Source organism: Sulfurovum sp. bin170 (assembly GCF_010892395.1).
GTDB lineage: Bacteria > Campylobacterota > Campylobacteria > Campylobacterales > Sulfurovaceae > UBA1140.
The window spans coordinates 1-3,036 of the sequence record NZ_JAACKB010000309.1 but is presented as its reverse complement, the minus strand read 5'-3'; the positions used below and the strand labels follow the sequence as shown (position 1 = coordinate 3,036).

3 protein-coding genes are annotated in these 3,036 nt (G+C 37.0%); all 3 read left to right on the top strand.

What is annotated here, in order from left to right:
• Window positions 1-51: 51 nt before the first annotated feature.
• A complete protein-coding gene (locus tag GSY74_RS07385) occupies window positions 52-627 on the top strand; it encodes a DUF302 domain-containing protein (RefSeq protein ID WP_164664461.1) in 576 nt (191 codons plus the stop codon).
• 58 nt (window positions 628-685) lie between these two features.
• Window positions 686-1,549, top strand: coding sequence for a menaquinone biosynthesis family protein (locus GSY74_RS07380; protein ID WP_164664460.1), 864 nt, complete (start codon window positions 686-688; stop codon window positions 1,547-1,549).
• A 104-nt stretch (window positions 1,550-1,653) separates the two neighbouring features.
• The coding region (locus GSY74_RS07375) for an ATP-binding protein (RefSeq protein ID WP_164664459.1) at window positions 1,654-3,036 on the top strand (1,383 nt) is incomplete at its 3' end.

Sequence of the window (3,036 nt, the reverse complement as noted above, 5' to 3'; positions counted from 1 at the left end):
TTTTAAACTTTTTCTTTTATAATAGATAATAAATATATTCAAGGAGAAAAAATGAATTTCTTAAAAAACACTCTTGCTCTAATAGGTTTGATGGTTACACTTGCTATAGTTACTTTTTTTGTTAAATATGGAGAGAGTGCTATGAAAATGGATCCAGCGGCATTTAACCTCTACATGAAAATGGGTGATGATGTTCTGACAACAGGTGACCCAGCAAAAGGTATGATTTTAAAGAGAAAACTTGTAATTGAGGAGGGGTCAACCAAAGAGGAGGCGATAGAGAATGCCATTGAGATTATGGATGAAGTGGGTGAGGAGTATGGACTGGCAAAAGTAGACCAAAAAACCATGCCACGGGAAGGTGGTCTCTATACACATATTCGCTCTTACTGTTCAACGACAATTGCGGATAAATTTTTGGCACACTCTGGAGAGTTTATTGGATTTATGCCTTGTAGAGTTGGGATTGTTGAAGATGTCAATGGAGATATTTGGCTCTATACTATGGCTTTAGATATGATGATTTCTGGTGGACATACGCTACCTGATGAGCTACTCAACTATGCAAAAGATGTAAGAGAAGGGATGGTGAAAATGATGGAAAAAGCGGCAGCTGGAGAGATTTAATTGTTGGGCTAGTGAAATTTCGATAAAATACCTAAAATTAAATACCACAGGTCTTAAGATGAAAAAAATAGAACTAGCCCACTCCCCAGATGCAGATGATATATTTATGTACTTTGCTATCAAATTTGGGTGGGTAGAGACAAAAGATTATGAGTTTACCAATATCGGTCTGGATATAGAGACACTCAATGTAGAGGCGATGAAGGGTACTTATGATGTAAGTGCCATTAGTTTTGGGATGTATCCGTTGATTAAAGATGAGTATGCACTTCTGCGAACGGCTGTTAGTTTTGGAGATGGATATGGACCTAAACTTATTCGCCGAAAAGATAAGAGACTCAAACGAAACTTCAAAGTAGCTCTGTCAGGCAGATATACCACCAATGCTATGCTTTTTCGACTCTATTATCCTGATGCACGACCTATATATATGGATTTTTTGGAGATTGAACAGGCTGTAGTCTCTGGTGAAGTTGACGCTGGTGTGCTGATTCATGAGTCCATTTTGGATTTTGATGATAGCTTAGAGGTTGAAAAAGAGATTTGGGATATTTGGGTTGAACTAGCAGGAGAGGGTCTGCCCCTGCCTCTTGGTGGAATGGCAATTAGGCGTTCATTACCTCTTAACCGTGCTATAGATATAGAAAATATCCTTATAGATGGAGTAAAAGTAGCTAATGATAGAAAAGATGAGCTTTGTAAAAAACTAGAAGCTGATAACCTAGTAAGAATTTCAGATGCTATGTTAACAAAATATCTTGATATGTATGCTTCTGATGAGTCAGTAGAACTCTCAGAACTTCAACTTAAGGCACTTGATAAGTTGTATGAGCTTGGATTTGAAAAAGAGTTGTTTTCGGAGCCAATGAAGAGTAAAGATTATTTGATTCCTAGAGAGTATGAAGAGTTACGGAATAGCTAAAAAAGATTCTGTAAATAGCTTATTTTAGAACTATATGCCAATAAAATTATATTTAATTCTAAATATACGATATAATCTGAATCAAATAACACTTTGGAGTCACCATGAAATTTGTTGCTAGAGAAGAAGAGTTGGCTATTTTAGAAAGGGAGTATACGAAAAACTACTCCTCTTTCATCGCTGTATATGGTAGAAGAAGGGTTGGTAAGACAGAACTTATTACGCACTTTTTGGCTCAAAAAGAGTCGATTGTCTTTTCGATTACTGGGGCATATGATGTGAAGTTGGAGTCGCATCTTGCCAATTTTTCAAATAAACTTTCATTGGCTTTTGGTTGTTCAGAAGAGGTGTTTGGCTCTTGGGATAGAGCGTTCCAAGCATTGCAAAGAGAGATAGTTGCGATAGAGGCACAAAAGGGTTCTAAAATATCTATTTTTATTGATGAGTTGCCGTGGTTGGCAGAGATGAAAAACAATGGCTTCAAAGGGGCTATCTCACTTTTTTGGAATGATTTTGCTTCAAAAAGAGATGATATTTTTTTAATCGTCTGTGGCTCTGCTACGAGTTGGATAATTGACCATATTATAGATGACCATGGTTCGCTCTCCAATCGTATTACAGCACAGATTCATTTGGAAGTTTTTACACTCAAAGAGACCAAAGAGTTTTTGTACCATTATGGTCACAAAGGCTTAAGCAATAAAACGGTTATGGATTACTATATGGTGCTTGGGGGTGTGGCTCACTACTTGAAACTGCTTGATGTTGGGTTGTCATTTGTACAAAATACACAGATGCTCTTTTTTGAAAAAAACGGAATACTCCGAACCGAATACAGTCGCCTCTTTCGTAGTCTATTTAAAAATCATCAGACACATGAACTTATCGTTGAGCATCTCTCCTCATCTTGGGGAGGACAGAGTCTAACGGATTTGAGTAAAAAAAGAGGCTTAACCAAAGGTGCTGTACTCTCCAATGCACTCAAAGAGCTGGAAGCTTCCAATATTTTGACAAGAAGATACAAATATAAGCAACTAAAACGGGATGTACTCTATGGAGTCTCAGACCCATTTATCTACTTTTTTAACCGATGGGTCAAAGATACTTCCCAAGTGGATTTTATGGGAAATAAGCACTATTTTCAAGCCATCTATAAATCACGAAGATACAAATCATGGTGTGGTTTTGCTTTTGAAAACATATGCCATCAACATATTGTGGAGATTAAAAGAGCTTTGGGCATTGAGGGTGTTAATAGTCGAAATTATTACTGGAAAAGCGTAGATAAAAGCCTTGAGGGGCGTGGAGCTCAAATTGATATACTGCTGGAGAGAGCTGATGATGTGGTGAATATTATAGAGTGTAAATATCACAATCAGCCATTTATCATAGATAAAAAATATGCCTCGGAGTTAGAAAATAAAGAGATTGCTTTTCAAGAGTTTACAGGCTATATGGGTTCTATTCAAATCATCATGTTGAGCAGT

Coding starts and splice junctions, on each gene's coding strand:
- GSY74_RS07380 (WP_164664460.1), top strand. CDS start 686: ATGAAAAAAATAGAACTAGCCCACTCCCCAGATGCAGATGATATATTT.
- GSY74_RS07385 (WP_164664461.1), top strand. CDS start 52: ATGAATTTCTTAAAAAACACTCTTGCTCTAATAGGTTTGATGGTTACA.